This window comes from Streptomyces antibioticus (genome assembly GCF_002019855.1).
In the GTDB taxonomy this organism is placed as follows: Bacteria; Actinomycetota; Actinomycetes; order Streptomycetales; family Streptomycetaceae; genus Streptomyces; species Streptomyces antibioticus_B.
This window is the reverse complement of sequence record NZ_CM007717.1, coordinates 6,935,743-6,951,690: the sequence shown is the minus strand read 5'-3', so window position 1 is coordinate 6,951,690 and position 15,948 is coordinate 6,935,743. Positions and strand designations below refer to the sequence as shown.

The 15,948-nt window shown below is 75.3% G+C and carries 14 protein-coding genes and 1 pseudogene; 5 read left to right on the top strand and 10 right to left on the bottom strand.

Translation table 11 applies throughout. The features are described 5' to 3' along the window. Nucleotide 1 precedes the first annotated feature (1 nt). Together AFM16_RS31400 and AFM16_RS31395 are read right to left on the bottom strand one after the other, a co-directional pair. Entirely contained in the window at nt 2–2,029 is a 2,028-nt protein-coding gene (locus AFM16_RS31400; protein WP_370628150.1) for a phage holin family protein, read from the bottom strand. A gap of 223 nt (nt 2,030–2,252) precedes the next feature. Continuing rightward, nucleotides 2,253–2,654, bottom strand: coding sequence for a hypothetical protein (locus AFM16_RS31395; protein ID WP_030789218.1), 402 nt, complete (start codon nt 2,652–2,654; stop codon nt 2,253–2,255). 84 nt (nt 2,655–2,738) lie between these two features. Here AFM16_RS31395 and AFM16_RS31390 point away from each other — a divergent pair, with 84 nt between their 5' ends. Genes AFM16_RS31390 through AFM16_RS31370 form a run of 4 tightly spaced genes read left to right on the top strand, consistent with a single transcriptional unit; the run spans nt 2,739 to nt 6,185 of the window. After that, a complete protein-coding gene (locus AFM16_RS31390) occupies nt 2,739–3,512 on the top strand; it encodes an MBL fold metallo-hydrolase (RefSeq protein WP_078635811.1) in 774 nt (257 codons plus the stop codon). Beyond that, nucleotides 3,509–4,138, top strand: coding sequence for a DedA family protein (locus AFM16_RS31385; protein WP_030789212.1), 630 nt, complete (start codon nt 3,509–3,511; stop codon nt 4,136–4,138). The genes AFM16_RS31390 and AFM16_RS31385 overlap by 4 nt, the downstream gene beginning before the upstream one ends. A gap of 54 nt (nt 4,139–4,192) precedes the next feature. Continuing rightward, on the top strand, nt 4,193–5,080 hold the full coding sequence (locus AFM16_RS31375; RefSeq protein WP_167797282.1) for a hypothetical protein: 888 nt from the start codon (nt 4,193–4,195) through the stop codon (nt 5,078–5,080). A 22-nt stretch (nt 5,081–5,102) separates the two neighbouring features. Continuing rightward, nucleotides 5,103–6,185, top strand: coding sequence for a hypothetical protein (locus AFM16_RS31370; protein ID WP_078635807.1), 1,083 nt, complete (start codon nt 5,103–5,105; stop codon nt 6,183–6,185). Nucleotides 6,186–6,199: 14 nt separating this feature from the next. Here the strand turns inward: AFM16_RS31370 and AFM16_RS31365 are convergent, their stop codons facing one another. The 6 genes and pseudogenes from AFM16_RS31365 to AFM16_RS31340 all read right to left on the bottom strand — a co-directional run bounded on the left by AFM16_RS31365 (nt 6,200) and on the right by AFM16_RS31340 (nt 12,286). After that, nucleotides 6,200–7,267, bottom strand: coding sequence for an MBL fold metallo-hydrolase (locus tag AFM16_RS31365; RefSeq protein WP_078635804.1), 1,068 nt, complete (start codon nt 7,265–7,267; stop codon nt 6,200–6,202). Next, nucleotides 7,264–8,511, bottom strand: a complete 1,248-nt coding sequence (locus AFM16_RS31360; RefSeq protein WP_078635802.1) for an aminotransferase class I/II-fold pyridoxal phosphate-dependent enzyme — start codon at nt 8,509–8,511, stop codon at nt 7,264–7,266. Before AFM16_RS31360 ends, AFM16_RS31365 begins: the two co-directional genes overlap by 4 nt. Before the next feature lie 147 nt (nt 8,512–8,658). Continuing rightward, complete coding sequence (locus tag AFM16_RS31355) at nt 8,659–9,369, bottom strand: hypothetical protein (protein ID WP_078635800.1); 711 nt, start codon at nt 9,367–9,369, stop codon at nt 8,659–8,661. A gap of 271 nt (nt 9,370–9,640) precedes the next feature. Continuing rightward, a pseudogene (locus AFM16_RS31350) lies at nt 9,641–9,877 on the bottom strand (DUF6158 family protein); the annotation flags it as partial. 93 nt (nt 9,878–9,970) lie between these two features. Further along, complete coding sequence (locus tag AFM16_RS31345; RefSeq protein WP_030789199.1) at nt 9,971–11,590, bottom strand: ABC-F family ATP-binding cassette domain-containing protein; 1,620 nt, start codon at nt 11,588–11,590, stop codon at nt 9,971–9,973. Nucleotides 11,591–11,632: 42 nt separating this feature from the next. Further along, nucleotides 11,633–12,286, bottom strand: coding sequence for a histidine phosphatase family protein (locus AFM16_RS31340; protein WP_030789196.1), 654 nt, complete (start codon nt 12,284–12,286; stop codon nt 11,633–11,635). A gap of 202 nt (nt 12,287–12,488) precedes the next feature. Here AFM16_RS31340 and AFM16_RS31335 point away from each other — a divergent pair, with 202 nt between their 5' ends. Continuing rightward, nucleotides 12,489–13,322, top strand: coding sequence for a methyltransferase domain-containing protein (locus AFM16_RS31335; protein ID WP_078635795.1), 834 nt, complete (start codon nt 12,489–12,491; stop codon nt 13,320–13,322). Between the two features lie 16 nt (nt 13,323–13,338). Here the strand turns inward: AFM16_RS31335 and AFM16_RS31330 are convergent, their stop codons facing one another. Then, on the bottom strand, nt 13,339–14,028 hold the full coding sequence (locus AFM16_RS31330) for a GvpL/GvpF family gas vesicle protein (protein ID WP_078635793.1): 690 nt from the start codon (nt 14,026–14,028) through the stop codon (nt 13,339–13,341). A 70-nt stretch (nt 14,029–14,098) separates the two neighbouring features. Further along, nucleotides 14,099–15,946, bottom strand: a complete 1,848-nt coding sequence (locus AFM16_RS31325; protein ID WP_078635791.1) for a transketolase — start codon at nt 15,944–15,946, stop codon at nt 14,099–14,101. Nucleotides 15,947–15,948: the final 2 nt, after the last annotated feature.

Below are 15,948 nucleotides of genomic sequence, written 5' to 3'. Positions count from 1 at the left end.
TTCAGGCGGCCCGCTCCTGGCGCACCGGCTCCACCGGCACCTGGGGCCCCTCGGACTCGCGCAGCCAGCGGCGCAGCACGCGGTGCACGTGCTCGGCGCCGGCCAGCACCTCCCCGTCCGCGACGGGCTCGGACAGGGCGAGCGGGGAGAGCAGGAACGGCTTGGCCTGGGCGCCGCCGAGGCCGCCGTGGGAGCCGATCTGCTCCTCGAAGGCGAGGACCTCGCCGTCGGCCGGGTCGTGGCTGGAGTTGACCATGATGTCGGCGGTGTGCGGGAAGCCGTGGGTGCGGCGGACGGCGTCGGCGGCGCCGGGCCCGAAGGCGGCCAGCGGTCCTGGCTCCTCGTCGAGCCGGTCCAGCGGGATCGCCGCGCCGGCGGCGCCGAGGACGAGACCGCCGTGCTCCTCGCTGCGCACCAGCAGGAAGCCGACGCCGGGATGGTTGGCGAGGGTGGGGAGCAGGGCGGGGTGGCGGGCGTCGATCTCCTCCTTGCTCATCCGGTGCGGCACGTCCGGGAAGGAGATCAGGCCGAGGTTGCCGGAGGCGAGCACGATCGGCTCGGAGCGGCGGCGGGCGGGGCGGTGGCGTTCGCCGCTCTCCTCGACGGGCCGGCGCAGCGCGGCGCGGACGGCGGCGCGGGCCTCGGCGCCGCTGTGGGTGCGCTCGGCCTTCCGCGGCACGGGCAGTCCGCAGCCGGCCCGGACCAGATCGCCGAGGGTGAGGCCGTAGCGGGCGCGGAAGGTCTCGCCGGGGCTCTGCCCGTGGTCGGACAGGACGACGATCCGGTAGGGGCGGGGGGCGTGCTCGGCGACCTTCTCGATCAGGGCGAGCGCCCGGTCGAGGCGGCCGAGGACCTGGGCGGTGTCCCGGCCGAGCGGCCCGGAGTGGTGGGCCACCTCGTCGTAGGCGACCAGATCGGCGTAGACGGCGCTGCGGCCGGCGAGCAGGTCGCCGGTGACGGCGGCGACCACGACGTCCCGTTCGACGACGGTCGCGAAGGCGCGCACCAGCGGGTAGAGGCCGCCGCGTCCGACCCGCGGGCGTTCCTTGCGCAGCCGGGCGCGGGTGGACTGGCCGATCTCGCGGCCCACCTCGGCGGCGAACGACAGGGCGGTGCGCACGGCGTTGGCGGGGTCGGAGAAGTAGGCGAAGTAGCCGGCCCGGGAGCGGTTCTCGCGGCCGCGGCGGCGGGCGGCGATGGACAGCACGAGGGCCTGTTCGCCGGCTCCGCCGCTGAAGAGGTTGCCGCGGCTGGCGCCGTCGCCGGTCAGCAGGCCGCCCTCACCGGTGCGGTCGACGGCGCGGCGCTGGAGTTCGGCGGCGCTGGTGGGGCGGTTGCAGACCATCACCTCCCGGGTCTCCTTCTCGTACCAGCGGAAGGCGGGGACGTCGTGGTTGCTGCCGTGCAGGATGCCGAGCTGGCTGGCGCCGGTCTGGCTGGACCAGTCGGTGCGCCAGGGGGTGAGCCGGTGGCTGGGGGGTGCGCCGGTGCCGTCCTCGCCGAGCCAGCGGGCGACGGTCGGCATCAGACCCCTGCGCACGGCGTCGGCCAGCACGTCGTGCCCGACGCCGTCGAGCTGGAGGAAGACGGTGCCGGGGCCGGTGGGGCCGGGCGGTCCGCCGCGGCGGCGCCGGTCGGCGAGCCGGTACAGCCGGCGGCGGTAGGCGTCGTCGTCGCGGACGGCGAGCGCGCCGCCGGTCGCGGAGGCGACGGCGGACATCACGGCGGCGACGATCACGGCAGTCTCGGGCGCGGCCTCGGTCTGTCCCGAGGGGGTCAGCCGCAGGGCGATGAGCAGCAGGGAGCCGTTGAGGAAGAACACCAGCAGGCCGAGCACCAGGGCCGGTACGAGCAGCAGCAGGCGGACCATCAGCGGCCAGACCAGCGCCGACAGGACACCGAAGACACCGGCTCCGACGGCCGCGGTGACGGCGATGACGGTGGCGCTGTCGCCGTCGGCGGACTGGAGGCGGAAGTCGGGCAGGATCCCGGCGAGGACCAGCATGGTCAGGGTGGAGACGGCCCACACGGTGAGACTCCGCCCGGCCTGACTGACGGCTCGCCGCCACCGCACCCCACGCACGCCCCGTCCACCTCGCGTTCCGGCCCCGACGCCGGCGGGGTCCCTCCCCCACCCTGTCACATGGGGCGGACGGGCGGCCTGATGGACGGATCGCGTACCCGGTGGTCGGGCCGGTCGGCAGGCGGCGCGCTCGGCGGACGGCGCACGGCGCGCTCGGCGGGCGGCCCGCTCAGCGGCCGTCGTACCCGGCGGTCGGCATCGACAGACGCCGGTGCACGCGGGCCTTCATCTGGGCGTCGTAGGAGGGTTCGGCGAAGCCGACGGTCTCCACCCGCACCCCGCGCCGGGCGCATTCCTCGGTGAACTCCTCGACGTCCGACAGGGCGCTCTCCAGGACGCGGCGGCTGGGCGCGACGAACAGGTCGGCGCCGGGGCGGACGCCGTCCCACAGCACGCAGTGGTCGGCGCGCAGCCCGCGCACCAGCAGCTCCCTGCTCACCACATAGCCGCGCTGGGCGGCCCAGCGCGCGCACATGGCGTGCTGGCTGCGGGAGTCCACCAGGAAGGGATCGGCGTCCAGCTCCTCCAGCGGCGTCAGACTCGCGATCGCCGTGACCCGCACCGGTCCCATGGGGTCCCCCTCACCTCCGGGTTTCGCCGCCGACCCTACTCCTGCCCGTAGGCTTCGGGGGAGTCGCGCGAAGGAGGCAAAGAGGTGCCGGTGGAGATCACCTGGTGGGGTCACGCGACCTGCACGGTCGAGGATTCGAACGTGCGTGTGCTGACCGATCCTCTGTTCGCCCGCCGGCTCGCCCATCTGCGCCGCCGCCGGGGGGCGCCGCCTCCGCCCCGTGCCTGGCAGGCGGACGTCGCGGTCGTCTCCCATCTGCACGCCGACCATCTCCATGTGCCCTCGCTGGCGCGCCTCGCGCCGGGCACGCGCCTGCTGGTGCCCCTGGGTGCCTCGCGCGCCGTCCCCGCGCTGCGCAGGCTGGGCCATCTGCGGATCGACGAGATGGCGCCCGGTGACGTGGTCACCGTCGACGGCCTGCGGATACGTGCCGTGCCCGCCCGGCACGACGGACGGCGGCTGCCGGTCGGACCGCACCGCTCCCCCGCGCTCGGATACGTCGTCGAGGGCGAGGCGCGCACCTACTTCGCCGGGGACACCGGGCTCTTCGACGAACTGGCCGACGAGGTCGGGCCGGTCGAGGCGGCACTGCTGCCGGTGGGCGGCTGGGGGCCGTACCTCGGCGACGGACATCTGGACGCGGGGCGGGCGGCGGAGGCGCTGGCCCGGCTGGCGCCGCACAGCGCGGTACCGGTGCACTGGGGCACGTACTGGCCCATCGGCATGGACGCCGTGCGCCCCCATGAGTTCCATGCGCCGGGCGACGAATTCGTGCGCCTCGCGGCCGAGCGTGCGCCCCGCGTGGCGGTGCACCGGCTCGGGCACGGCGAGAGCGTCCGTCTGGAGGCCGCTCGGTGAAGTGGTGGCTCGCCGCCGCCGCGACGACCGCGCCGACGGCGTCGACACAGCAGGCGCTCGGCTATCCGTCGCTGTTCCTGCTGGTGTTCATCGGGGCGCTGGTGCCGGTGGTGCCGACGGGGGCGCTGGTGAGTTCGGCGGCCGTGGTGGCGTTCCATCGCATGGCGCCGTTCTCGCTGGCCCTGGTGTTCCTGACGGCGTCGCTCGCGGCGTTCTGCGGGGATGCCGCGCTGTACTGGCTGGGGCGGCGCGGGATGCGGTCGCGGGGCGGCTCGCGCTGGCTGGAGGCGATCCGGTCGCGGGCCCCGGAGGAGCGGCTGACCCAGGCGCAGGACAAGCTCGCCGACCACGGCACGACGGTGCTGGTGCTGTCCCGGCTGGTGCCGGCGGGCCGGATCCCGGTGATGCTGGCCTGTCTGATGGCCGAGTGGCCGCTGCGCCGCTTCGCCCGCGGCAATCTTCCCGCCTGTCTGGCCTGGGCGCTGACCTACCAGCTCATCGGGATCGTCGGCGGCTCCCTGTTCCCCGAGCCGTGGCAGGGCGTGGTCGCCGCGGTCGCCCTGACGCTGCTGATCAGCGCTGCCCCGAGCGTGTGGCGGCGGCTGCGGGGGCCGCAGCCGGGCTGAGCGTGTGGCGGTGGTCGTACGGCGTTGTCACAGGGACCCACTAGGGTCCCGCCCATGACATCGAGCACCGAACACGTCGTCGACTACGGGCAGTTCGCGGCCCGGCTCGCGGCGCCCCGGACGTCCCGCTGGGAGCTGCTGTCCGAGGTGCAGCGCGAGTGGGGCTTCGAGCCCGAGGAGTGGGACCCCGAGGACTGGGACCCGGAGCTGTGGGAGGACGACGAAGACGACGAGGACGAGGACGACGAGAAGGACGAGGACGACGACGAGGAGGCCCGGATCGACCGGAGCCTGCCCGTGCCGGTCGCGCTGCGGGAGTGGTGGACCTGGCCCGAGAACACCTTCATGGCCAACGCCCGCTGGTACTGGACCCACCCCGAGATGCCGCCGACGCTGCGCCCCGACCCCACCGGCTGGGGTGTCGCCCATGAGGTGCCGGAGGGCAGCCCGCTGCTGCCGCCCGGCGGGGACCGTCGGGTCTGTGTCTTCATGGCGGAGTACCAGTACTGCAACGAGTGGGGGTACCCGGCCGCCGAGGCGGGCCAGGACGATCCTCGGGTCCTGGTGAGCGTCGGCGGGGACGAGGGCTGGGTGGTGCAGGACCGCTCGGTCTCCGAACACCTTCTGCATCTCGCGCTGATGCGGCTGCCGTCCCGGTTCGGCTGGACGCTGGCGGTCCAGCGGGACGACCTCGACCGCGACCCCGCCGCCCTCGCCCGGCTCACCGCGGCCTACCCCGACATGGGGCTGCTGCCGTGGCGCGAACTGGCCGGTGACGTCGTGCTGCACGGCGGCCCTGATCTGATCGTCCGTCACGACCGCGGCATCGCCGACGACTACGTCCTGCTGCTGACCGGCCGCACCGAGGCCGCCGTCCGCGAGGCCGCCGCCCTGCTCGGCGCCCCCTGCGCGGGCCGCGACCCCGAACCGCCGCGCGTCTAGGGCCCGTTGGGAGAGTGACCGCATGACGTCCGCACTACCCACGCCGCTCGACCTCCTGGAGAACACCCCCTGGTACGACCTGGAGCACGCGTACGGCGAGGCCGACGACACTCCGCGGTATCTGTACCGGCTGCTGCACGACGACCCCGGGGAACGGTCGGAGGCGTTCGGCAGGATCGACTCGTCGCTGATCCACCAGGGGTACCTGTACAGCGCGACCGCCCCGGCCGCGCTGTACATGGCCGCGATCCTCGACGACCCGCGCGCGGGCGAGGACTTCGTCAGCCCCTACCCGTGGGACGGGCGCACGCGCCCGCTGCGGGCCGCGCTGCTCAACTGGCTCCGCGCCATGGCCCGTTCCTGCGCGTACGACGAGGACGACACCGAGGACGAGGACATCGTCGCCTGCCGGGAGGTGAGGCCGCTCGTGCTGGACGCCGTGCTGCCCTGGCTGGACGATCCGCAGCCCGCCGTGCGGTCAGCGGCGGTCGACGCGGCCGCCGAACTGCTGCGCGCGCCCGACCTCGCCCACCGTGTGCCGGAGGCCGCCGCGACACTGCGCCCGGTCGCCGAGGCGGGCGAGGACAGGGACGAACGCGGCACCGCCACGCTCCTGTTGGGCACCTGGGGCGAGGACGTCTCCGCGCTGCTCGCCGACGCCGACCCGGCGATCCGCGCCTGTGCCGCCCTCGCCCCCGCCCAGGCCGGCAACCCCACGGCCACGGCCGAACTGCTGGCCGCGCTGACCCGGCCGTGGGCCGCGGACGACTGGTTCCCCAGCCTCCACGGCTGGTTCCGCGCCCGGCTGGTCGCCGCCGCCGTGGAACGCGTCGCCACGTTCGAGGAACTCCTCCCCCAGGCCCTCGCGGTGCTCAAGGTCGCCTGCGACAGCACCGCGGAGGACGACTGGGGACCGCTGCTGCGCAAGGCGTTCCCCGACGGCCGCCGCTCCGACGACCCGCTCACCGACGCCCAGCGCCGCTTCCTGCGCACGCTCGCCGGCCACGACGACTACTGGAGCGCGTCATCCCACGAGACACGGGAGTGGCTGCGCTCCTTCGCGCTGCCCACCGACCGGGAGGCGCTCGCCGCCCTGACCTCCTGAACCTCGCCCGCTGTTCAGCCCGGCAGCACGCGGGAGCCGCCGATCGGCAGGTCCCAGAGCCGGTCGCGCGGCAGGCCCGCCGCCGCCCAGGCCGCCCGCACCCGGTGCAGGGGTTCGAGGACCGGCTCGGCGGAGAGCACGAAGGTGCCCCAGTGCATGGGGGCCATCCGGCGTGCCCCCAGGTCGAGCACGGCGCGGACCGCCTCGTCCGGGTCGCAGTGCACGTCACTGAGCCACCAGCGCGGGTCGTAGGCGCCGATGGGCAGCAGGGCCAGGTCGATACCGGGGTACCGCCGGCCGATGCGGGAGAACCAGTGGCCGTACCCGGTGTCGCCGGCGAAGTACACACGCCGCCCGTCGGGCGCGGTGAGCACCCAGCCGCCCCACAGGGAACGGCAGGTGTCGGTGAGGGTGCGCTTGGACCAGTGGTGGGCGGGCACGAAGTCGAGGCGCACACCGCCGAGTTCGGACGCCTCCCACCAGTCCAGCTCGGTGACCCGGGTGAACCGGCGGCGCCGGAACCAGACTCCGAGCCCGGCCGGTACGAACACCGGTGTGTCGCGCGGGAGTCGGCGCAGTGTGGGCGCGTCCAGATGGTCGTAGTGGTTGTGGCTGATGACGACCGCGTCGACGGGCGGCAGGCTCTCCCAGGGGATGCCGACGGGGGTGATCCGGGCCGGGGTGCCGAGGATCCGGCGGGACCAGACCGGGTCGGTCAGGACGGTCAGGCCGCCGATCCGCAGCACCCAACTGGCGTGCCCCGCCCAGGAGACGGCGACGGTGCCGGCGTCCGCGCGGGGCAGCGGGGCGGGCGCGAAGGGCAGCCGGGGGATGTCGGCGAGGCCCTCCCTGCCGGGGCGGACGGAGCCCTCGCGGGCGAACCGGGCGAGAGCCTTGAGGCCGGGCAGCGGGGCGGTCAGCCGGTCGTGGAAGGTGCGTGGCCACACCCGCCGTTCACCGGGCGGACGGGGTTCGGCGAGCGGCGGGAACGGGGGTGCGAGAGGGGCGGGTGCGGTGGCGGGGGCGGTGGTGTCCCCGGAGGGCGCCGGTTCCGCCGTGGTCGACTCGGACTGCTGCGTCATCGAGAGGGCTCCCCTCGCCGGGCGTCGTCGCGGAGATCGTCGAAGACCGCCGCGAGGCGCGTCAACGCGCGGTGCACGTGCGGCAGTTCCAACGGCGCGGAGGACGTGAGGCATTCCGTGCGCCGCGCGTCCGTGTCCCCGAGCAGCGGGCCGGTGGTCAGGCGGACGCGCAGCGCGGCGAGATCGTCGCCGAAGCGGTGTCCGCCGGGCGCGGGCATCCGCAGCCGGGCGGAGAGGAAGTCCTCCAGGTCCTGGGCGTCCCCGACGCCGCGCGGCGACAGCGCCTCGCGCAGCGGCTCCAGGTCGACGTACAGATGCCGTCCGGCGCGCGGCGGCAGGGCCAGCGCCCCCGCGCCGGTCACCGCCGTGTGCACCGCCCGGGCCAGCAGCGCGTGCAGCCGTGCGGTGGCGGCGACCCGGTCGGTGACCTCGGCGGGCTCGGTCAGGGCGTGGGCGGCGGCCGCGGCGACCGGGGCGGCCACGCGCGCGTCGAGGGCGGTGAGGACGTCGAGGACGCGCGCGTGCAGATCGTCCCCGGCAACCGTGGCGGGCAGACGGGCGACGGCGGCGGGCCAGCCGGCGGGCAGCAGGGCGCCGGCCAGGTCGGTGACGACGGTGACCCGTTCGGGCAGCATCTCGGCCGGGCCGACCGGGACGGTGTCCTGCGGGGCGTGCACGGTGTCGCGCCAGGTCTCGTCGCTGATCAGGTGCAGTCCCTCCGCGGCGGCGGCCTCCACGGCCTCGTGCAGCACCTCGGGCGGGGCCACGGTCGCGGTGGGGTCGTCGGCGACGGACAGCACCAGCAGCCGCGGGTCGCCGCCCTCGGCCCGCAGCCGTCGCACGGTCTCCAGCAGGGCGTACGGGTCGGGGACGCCGCCGCACTCGGCGGGCGTGGCCACGTGGAACACCCGGCGGCCGAGCAGCCGCGCGTACGGCGCCCACCAGGCCGCGCACGGCCGGGGCACCAGGACGTCGCCGCCGAGCGCGGCGGTCAGCGCGACCAGCAGCGCGGGCGCGCCGGGCCCGGCCACGACGCCCGCGGGGTCGACGGGGGTGCCGCGCCGCTCCCAGTAGCCGGCGGCGGCCGTCAGCAGCGCGGGTCCGCCGCCGACGGGTTCGCCGTCGGCGCGGCCGGCGGCCCCGGCGAGGACGGCGGCGAGGCCGGGCGGCACGGGCAGTCCGTCCACGGGGAACGGCGGGCCGTAGCGGACCGGCCCGTGTCCTTCGGGTTCCGTGCTCGGCATGGGTCCTCCGCGCGGTCCGTCCCTGGTGCCCTGTGCCCGGTGATGCGTGACATGTGCCCGGTGCTGCGTGACATGTGCCCTGTGGTACGCGACCTATGGCCCCCCGCGCGTCACGTGTGTCCGGTGGTGCGTGGCGCGCCGGTGCGGTCAGGCGTCCCGTGCGCGCCGGTACAGCCGGTGTCCGGCCGCGCCCGCCGCCCCGGCGATCAGCACGCCGCCGACGATCAGGGCGGGCACGGAGTCGCCGAGGGAGCCGCCGGCGCCGGCCCGTACGCCGTGCTCGACGGTGGGGGGCGCGCAGGGGTCGGCGCGGTCCCCTCCGCCGTGGGGTGGCGCGGAGGGGGAGCACGTGTGGTGGGTGGGGGCGGGGGTCGGCCGGCCGGTGCCGCAGGGCGAGCCGGTGTCGCCGTACTCCGGCGGACAGGATCCGCCGCCGCTCGCGCGGGTGATGTCGAAGGTGGCGCTCCAGGGGCTGCCCTCCCCGTCCGGCGGCGCCGGGCAGGTGCCGTCGACGGTCCAGGCGGTGTCGGGGCCGAGCCCCTCGTCCGCGTCGAGGTCGGCGGCGCCGCTGCTCCGGGCGGTGCCCCGGTAGGAGAGCCCGGCGGCCGGGTCGTCGGTGTCGGTGACCCGGGTGAGCCGGACGGTGCCGTCCGCGAAGGCCAGGGAGGAGGCGTCGATGGTCTCGGGGGCGGTGCCGCCCGGCGGGTCGCAGGTGACCGAGACGGTGACGCTGCCGCCCGGGTCGACGCTGCCCGGGCTGACCTCGGCCGCCGGATCCGCCGACGCGACCGGGCCGGCGGCGGCCAGCAGGGCACCGGCCAGGGCGACGGCGGACAGCAGGGGTGCGGTGCGGCGCATGGTGCGGCTCCTTCGGCCGGCGGCTGCGGGGCGGGGCCGCCGAGGCGGTCCCGCGAACCATCACAGCCCGCCCGGGGCCGTGCCGCGCGCGGCCGGACCCCATTCGCGGGACAGGGGCCCGCCATGCGGGTGACGTTCCGGCGTGGCGGAAGGAGCACCGTACGGGTCGCAGGGGTCCTGGGGCGGGCGGTCAGCCGCCGCCCGCGGACTCCCGGCCCCACTTGCCCACCGGGGTGCCGGCCTCGCGCCCGCGCCCGGCCGGGGCCCGGCGGGCGCCGTCGGGCGCGGCGGCGCGCTCCCGGGCCCCCTCACGGGTGCGGCCGGGGGCCACGAAGCGGCGGGGGTTGCGGCGCAGGTACTCGCCCTCCAGCCGCGCCATGCGGTCGTTGTGGGCGCGCAGGGCGTCGTTCGACCCGTACAGCAGGGTGTCGTGGCGCGTGCGGTGGATCGTCTCCAGCTCTTTCATGAGCTGCTGGTCGTCCAGCCGGTCAGGGTCGACTCCGGTCATCGTGGTGCCCCGCTCGTCGTTCCGACGTGTGCCTCCACTGTACGAACATTCGGGCCCGCGGGCCCCCGCACGGCGGAGGGCACCCGCCGGGGGCTACCTGGCCCGCTCCACCCGCCGCTCGTCCCACACCGGCTCCGGGGTCTCGCGGACCCGGCCGTCGCTGCCGAAGACCAGGTAGCGGTCGAAGGAGCGGGCGAACCAGCGGTCGTGGGTGACCGCGAGGACCGTGCCCTCGAACGCCTCCAGTCCTTCCTGGAGCGCCTCGGCGGACTCCAGGTCGAGGTTGTCGGTCGGCTCGTCGAGGAGCAGGGCGGTGACGCCCTCCAGCTCCAGGAGCAGGATCTGGAAGCGGGCCTGCTGGCCGCCGGAGAGCCGGTCGAAGGTCTGTTCGGCCTGTTGGGTCAGCTCGTAGCGGCGCAGCCGGGACATGGCCGCGCCCCGGTCCTGGGAGTGCTCCTGCCAGAGGATGTCGAGGAGGGTGCGGCCCTGGAGTTCGGGGTGGGCGTGGGTCTGGGCGAAGTGCCCGGGGACGACCCGCGCGCCGAGCTTCCAGGTGCCGGTGTGCGCCACGTCCTCGCCGGCCAGCAGCCGCAGGAAGTGCGACTTGCCGGAGCCGTTGGAGCCGAGGACGGCGACCCGCTCGCCGTAGAAGACCTCCAGGTCGAAGGGTTTCATCAGGCCGGTCAGTTCGAGCGCCTGGCAGGTGACGGCGCGGACGCCGGTGCGGCCGCCCTTGAGGCGCATGGTGATGTCCTGCTCGCGCGGCGGCTCGGGCGGCGGTCCCGCCTCCTCGAACTTGCGCAGCCTGGTCTGCGCCGCCTGGTAGCGGGAGGCCAGCTCATGGCTGATGGAGGCGGCCTGACGGAGGTTCAGGACGAGCTTCTTGAGCTGGGCGTGCTTCTCGTCCCAGCGGCGCCGCAGTTCCTCGAAGCGGGCGAAGCGCTCGCGGCGGGCCTCGTGGTAGGTGGCGAAGCCGCCGCCGTGCACCCAGGCGTCGGCGCCGGTGGGCGAGGGCTCCACGGAGACGATCTTCTCGGCGGCGCGGGAGAGGAGTTCGCGGTCGTGGGAGACGAAGAGGACCGTCTTGCGGGTCTCCTTCAGCCGGTCCTCCAGCCAGCGCTTTCCGGGGACGTCGAGGTAATTGTCGGGCTCGTCGAGCAGCAGGACCTCGTCGGTGCCGCGCAGCAGCGCCTCCAGGACGAGCCGCTTCTGCTCGCCGCCGGAGAGCGTGCGCACGAGCCGGAACTGCGCCTTGTCGTAGGGCACGCCGAGCGCGGCGGTGGTGCACATGTCCCACAGGGTCTCGGCCTCGTAGCCGTGCACCTCGGCCCAGTCGGAGAGGGCCTGCGCGTACTGGAGCTGGGCGGCCTCGTCGTCGACGGTCATGATCGCGTGCTCGGCCCTGTCGACGGCCTTGGCGACCTCCTGGATGCGGGGCGAGGACACCGACACGAGCAGGTCGCGCACGGTCGTCTCGTCCCGTACGGAGCCGACGAACTGGCGCATCACACCGAGGCCGCCGCTGACGGTGACGGTGCCGCCGTGCGGCTTCAGCTCGCCGGAGATCAGCCGCAGCAGGGTGGTCTTGCCGGCGCCGTTGGGCCCGACCAGGGCGACCACGGCCCCTTCGCCCACCCGGAAGGACACGTCGCCGAGCAACGCCCTCCCGTCGGGGAGGTAGTACTCGAGGTGCGCGGCTTCCAGATGTCCCATGAGGCGCATTCTGCGGTCCGGCCGCGACGGGCGGCAAACCGATTAGCGGACCCCGGGTTCCGCTCCGGCCGGTCCGCTGTCCCCGGCCGGGGTCACGGTGGCTCCCGCCCAGGCCAGCGCCTTCCAGCCGTCGGCCGGTGAGCCCTCCAGGATCACCGTGCCGGTGTTGGCGAGGCGGTGTCCTGCGGCGAAGGGGACATCGACGTTGTGGGCGCGGGCGGCGGACCAGGCGCGGATAGCGGCGCCGTGACTGACCAGGGCGACCGTTCCGGCGCCGGTCGCTGCGGCCTCGGCGACCACGGCGTCGTAGCGGGCCAGGAACTCCACGCCGTTCTCGCCGCCGGGCACGCGCGCCTCCACGTCTCCGTCGGCCCAGGCGAACACGGTCCGCATGTAGCGGACGGCGTCCGGGGAGTCGCCGGGCAGCATCTCCAGGTCGCCCGCGGAGATCTCCCGGATGCCGTCACGCACGCGTACGTCGAGACCGCGGGCGGCGGCCAGCGGCGCGGCGGTGAGCTGGGTGCGCACCAGGGTGGAGGCGTACAGGACCTCGATGTCCTCGTCGGCGAGGGCCCGCGGCAGGGCGGCCGCCTGCTGTGCGCCCAGCTCGGTCAGGCCGGGGCCGGGGGCGGCGGTGTCCAGCAGGTAGTCCACGTTGGTGGGGGTCTGGCCGTGACGGACGAGCAGCAGTCGCATGCGGTGAGCCTCCCGGGTCGGACCCGCTCCGCACCCCGGAACGGCCACCCCAGCGTACGCGCGGGGCCGCCGCCCGGACACCATGAGTCGTCCGCATGGTGAAACAAATGGTCTCAGCATGCGGCCATGGGCGTACGGTGATCACGTCGCCCGGGGCTCCCGGGAGCCCGGAGAGGTACGCCGAGAAGGGGTAGGTAGAGCCATGCCGAAAGCGCAGGAGACCGCCGTCTACACGCACGGGCACCACGAGTCGGTGCTGCGGTCGCACACCTGGCGGACCGCCGCCAACTCCGCGGCCTACCTGCTCGGTTCCCTGGAGCCGCACCAGCGGATCCTGGACATCGGCTGCGGCCCCGGCACCATCACCGCCGACCTGGCGGCCCTGGTCCCCGAGGGCCACGTCACCGGCGTCGACCACGCGGCGGGCGTCCTGGACCAGGCCCGCGCCACGGCCGCCGGCCGCGGACTGGCCAACGTCCGCTTCGAGACCGCCGACGTGCACGCCCTGCCGTACCCGGACGGCTCGTTCGACGTGGTCCACGCCCACCAGGTGCTCCAGCACGTGGGCGATCCGGTGCAGGCGCTGCGCGAGATGCTGCGGGTGACCGTGCCGGGCGGGCTGGTGGCCGTACGCGACTCGGACTACGCGGCGATGACCTGGTATCCGCCGTCCCAGGGGATGGACGACTGGCTGGACCTGTACCGCCGGGTGGCGCGGGCCAACGGCGGCGAACCGGACGCGGGGCGCCGGCTGAAGTCCTGGGCGCTGGCGGCCGGGTTCACCGACATCACGGCCACCTCCGCCACCTGGACGTTCAGCACCGCCGAGGAGCGGGCGTGGTGGAGCGGCCTGTGGGCCGACCGCACCCTGGCCTCCGCCTACGCCGAGCGCGCCACGGAGGGCGGCCACGCGACCGAGGAGCAACTCGAGTCAGTGTCCCGGGCGTGGCGGGAGTGGGGCGAGCGGGAGGACGGCTGGTTCTGCGTCCTGCACGGCGAGATCCTGTGCCGCAAGGACACGCGTCCTGGTGCGTGACAGGCCGTCCCCCGGCTCATGACAGGTCGCCGACGTCCGCGAAGGAGTACGCCGCCCACGGCCCGGCCAGCTCGACCCGGGCCCCCGGCACCTCCCCCTCCGCCCGGTGCACCGCCTCCACGAACTCCTCGGACCGCGCGCGGGGCACCAGATAGGCGCCGTCCAGGACGCTCTGCGGGCGGTTCGGCGGGGCCGTGATCCGGGGCGGGCTGAGCCGGACGTCGTCGGCGTGCGCGGTGAGCGTGCGGTGCAGCCGGTCGGCGAAATCGTGGATCTCCCGGGCCTCGTCGGTCTCCCCCGGCCCGCCGCCCGTGTCGTCGTACACGCGCACGCCCCACTCGACCCGCCCGTCGAGGCGCTCCAGGGTGTCCCGGAAGTCGTCCTCGTGCCGCTGCACCATCACGCGCACCGCGCTGTCGTCGGGGAAGACGGTGGCGGGCCGCAGCGGCAGCGGGGTGGTGACGGCGGTGAGCGCGTCGACGACCTGCTGGTGGGAGCGGGCGGTCTCCAGCAGCCAGGACCGGTCGGCGCGGTGGTCGCGCAGCGGCTCCTCGGCGAAGTCACGCTCCGGGACATGGCTGAGGACGGCGATCAGGCCGTGGTGGGCGAGCAGCCGCGGCGGATCGCCCGCGACGCCGCCGAGATCGGCCTGGAGCGGCGCGCCGAGCGGCCGGCAGACGGCGTAGACGTAGCGCAGACCCGTCACGGAGCCTCCTCCCGAACGTCCTCATGGTCCTCCCGGCCGCCGCCGTCCGCGAGCGCGCCGGACGGCGGGCTCACGCCACCACCGCGTTCTCCACCAGCAGCCGTGCGGAGACGGCGATGGACTCGGCGTCGATCCCGGCGGCGTGCAACTGCTCCTGCGGGGACGCCGACCCCGGCATGGTCCGTACGGCGAGCCGCACCAGGCGGGGCACCGGGCGGCCGTCGGTGAAGGCGTCCAGGACGGCGTCCCCGAGGCCGCCCTCCTCGTGGTGGTCCTCCACGGTCAGCAGGGCGCCGGTCTCCTCCGCCGCGCGCCGCAGCACGGCCCGGTCGACCGGCTTGACCGAATACAGGTCGACGACCCGTACGGCGATGCCCTCGGCGGCGAGCGCGTCGGCGGCGCGCAGCGCCTCGTGCACGGTGATCCCGGCGGCCACGACGGTCAGCCGGTCCGCGTCGGAGGAGCGCAGCACCTTGCTGCCGCCGATCGGGAACTCCTCGTCGGGCCCGTAGAGCACCGGCGCGGCGCCGCGCGAGGTGCGCAGGTAGCGGACGCCGTCGAGTCCGGCCATGGCGGCCACCAGCCGGGCCGTCTGATGGGCGTCGCACGGGTAGAGCACGGTCGAGCCGTACACCGCCCGGAACATCGCCAGGTCCTCCAGGCCCATCTGCGACGGCCCGTCCTGCCCGATCGCCACCCCGGCGTGCGAGCCGACCAGATTGATCCCGGCCCCGCTGATCGACGCCATCCGCACGAAGTCGTAGGCCCGGGTCAGGAAGGCGGCGAAGGTGGAGGCGTACGGCACGAAGCCGCGGGAGGCCATCCCGACGGCGGCGGCGACGAGCTGCTGTTCGGCGATGTAGCACTCGAAGAACCGCTCGGGGTGGTCCTTGGCGAAGTACTCGGCGCGGGTGGAGTCGCTCACCTCGCCGTCGAGGGCGACGACGTCCGCGCGGGCGGTGCCGAGGGCCGCGAGGGCCTTGCCGTAGGCGTCGCGGGTCGCGACCTCCTCGCCCCGCTCCCAGCGCGGCGGTTCGGGGCGGCCGGTGGGCACGGAGTGCAGCATGCGGGCGGCGGGCGGTTCCTGCACGCGAACGCGCAGGTCACGGCTGCCGCCGAGTTCCGCGATCGCCTCGTCGGCGTCGGGCAGCGGCTTGCCGTGCAGGCCCTCGCGGTCCTGGACGGCGGCGACGCCCTTGCCCTTGAGGGTGCGGGCGAGGATCGCGGTGGGCTGGCCGCGGGTGGAGAGGGCCTCGCCGTAGGCGCGGTCGACGGCGTCCACGTCGTGGCCGTCGACCTCCACGGTGTGCCAGTCGAAGCCCTGGAAGCGGCGGGCGTAGGCATCGAGGTCGTGGCCGTGGCGGGTGGGGCCGCGCTGGCCGAGCCGGTTGACGTCCACGATCACGACCAGGTTGTCCAGCCGCTCGTGCCCGGCGTGCTCGGCGGCCTCCCAGACGGAGCCCTCGGCCAGCTCGCTGTCGCCGCACAGCACCCAGACGCGGGCGTCGGAGTGCTCCAGCCGTTTCCCGGCGAGCGCGATGCCGATGCCCACCGGCAGGCCCTGGCCGAGCGAACCGGTGGCCGTCTCCACCCACGGCAGCCGGCGCGGGGTGGGGTGGCCCTCCAGGCGGCTGCCGAGGGTGCGGAAGGTGAGCAGTTCGTCGTCGTCGATCGCGCCGGCCGCCTTGTAGGCGGCGTAGAGCAGGGGCGAGGCATGGCCCTTGGACAGCACGAAGCGGTCGTTGCCCGGGTGGGCGGGGCGGTCGAAGTCGTAGCGGAGGTGGTGGGCCAGCAGGACCGCCATCAGGTCGGCGGCCGACATCGAGGACGTCGGGTGACCGGATTCCGCGGCGGCGGAGGCGCGCACGCTGTCCACGCGCAACTGCTGTCCGAGGTCGGTGAGTTCGGCGGTGTCCATGG